This is a genomic window from Streptomyces sp. NPDC058469, assembly GCF_042721125.1.
Classification (GTDB): domain Bacteria; phylum Actinomycetota; class Actinomycetes; order Streptomycetales; family Streptomycetaceae; genus Streptomyces.
In genome coordinates this window covers 1-1,152 of the sequence record NZ_JBHXME010000366.1, presented here as the reverse complement: position 1 = coordinate 1,152, position 1,152 = coordinate 1, and the positions used below count along the sequence as shown (strand labels likewise).

1 protein-coding gene is annotated in these 1,152 nt (G+C 67.7%); it reads right to left on the bottom strand.

Going from position 1 to position 1,152, the window contains the following annotated elements; genetic code table 11:
- Window positions 1-1,152 (bottom strand): ISL3 family transposase (locus ACFWP5_RS52495; protein WP_384174575.1); only part of this gene is annotated, 1,152 nt, incomplete at both ends.

The window sequence follows — 1,152 nt, the reverse complement described above, 5'->3', positions numbered from 1 at the left end:
AGGTTGCGGAACCCGAGTGCTGAGCCGCGCAGGTGCTCGAGCCTGCCGTTGATCGCCTCAGTGGGTCCGTTGCTCGTGCCGGGCCGGTCGAAGTAGGCCAAGACGTCGTCGGCGCGCTGCTTCAGGGTCCGCCCGAGCGTGATCAGCTCGCTCAGCACGGTTGGGACGCCGTGGCTGACGGACTCGATCAGCTTGACCATCAGGTCGCGGCCACGGGCACGGTCTGGTTCGCGGTACGCGGCGATCATCCGCTGGTAGATCCCCCAGGTCGCCTCGACCTGCACGTGCTGATTCCCGTCGAACAGGGTCGCGAGCCTGTCTTTCTGCTTGTCGGTGAGGAGGTCGGCGCCGGTGTGCAGGGTCCGCCGGGCCCGGTAGAGCGGGTCGTCCTTGCGGCCTCGGTGGCCGTGGATGATCTGCTGGATTCGTCGTCGGCACCGGTCTGACGCGTTGCTGGCCAACCTGACAACGTGGAACGGATCCATGACCGTCACCGCGTCCGGCAGTTCCTCGGTGGTGGCGGTCTTGAAGCCGGTGAACCCGTCCATCGCGACGACCTCGACACCGTCGCGCCACGCCTTCGGTCGGTCGCTGAGCCAGGTCTTGAACGCTTGCTTGGATCGGCCTTCGACCATGTCGAGCAACCGTGCAGGGCCGGTGCCGTCACGGATCCCGGTCAGATCGATGATCACGGTGACGTACTTGTCGCCCTTCCTGGTGTGGCGCCACACGTGCTCGTCTACCCCGAGGACCCGTACCCCCTCGAACCTGGTCGCGTCGTCGATCAGGATCCGCTTGCCCTCGGCCAAGACGGCGTCGTTGGCGGTGTTCCACGCGACCCCGAGGCCCTCGGCAACCCGGGAGACAGTGAGGTGCTGGATCACGATCGCTTCCAGCGCCCACCGCAGCCCACGGCGCGACAACTTCGCTCGCGGCTCGGCCGCCCGGCTCGTGTCCTGGCGCCACACGTGCGAACACTCGGCGCACCGGTAGCGGCGGATCGTGACCGCCAAGGTGGTGGGTCGCCACCCGAGCGGCTCGTGGGCGAGGTGCCGGATGACGGTGTCACGCACGACGCCTTCACAGCCGCAGAGGCGACACCACTTGTAGGCTTCCAGAACCCGACAGGCAAGCACCGCACGGTCGGGAGCG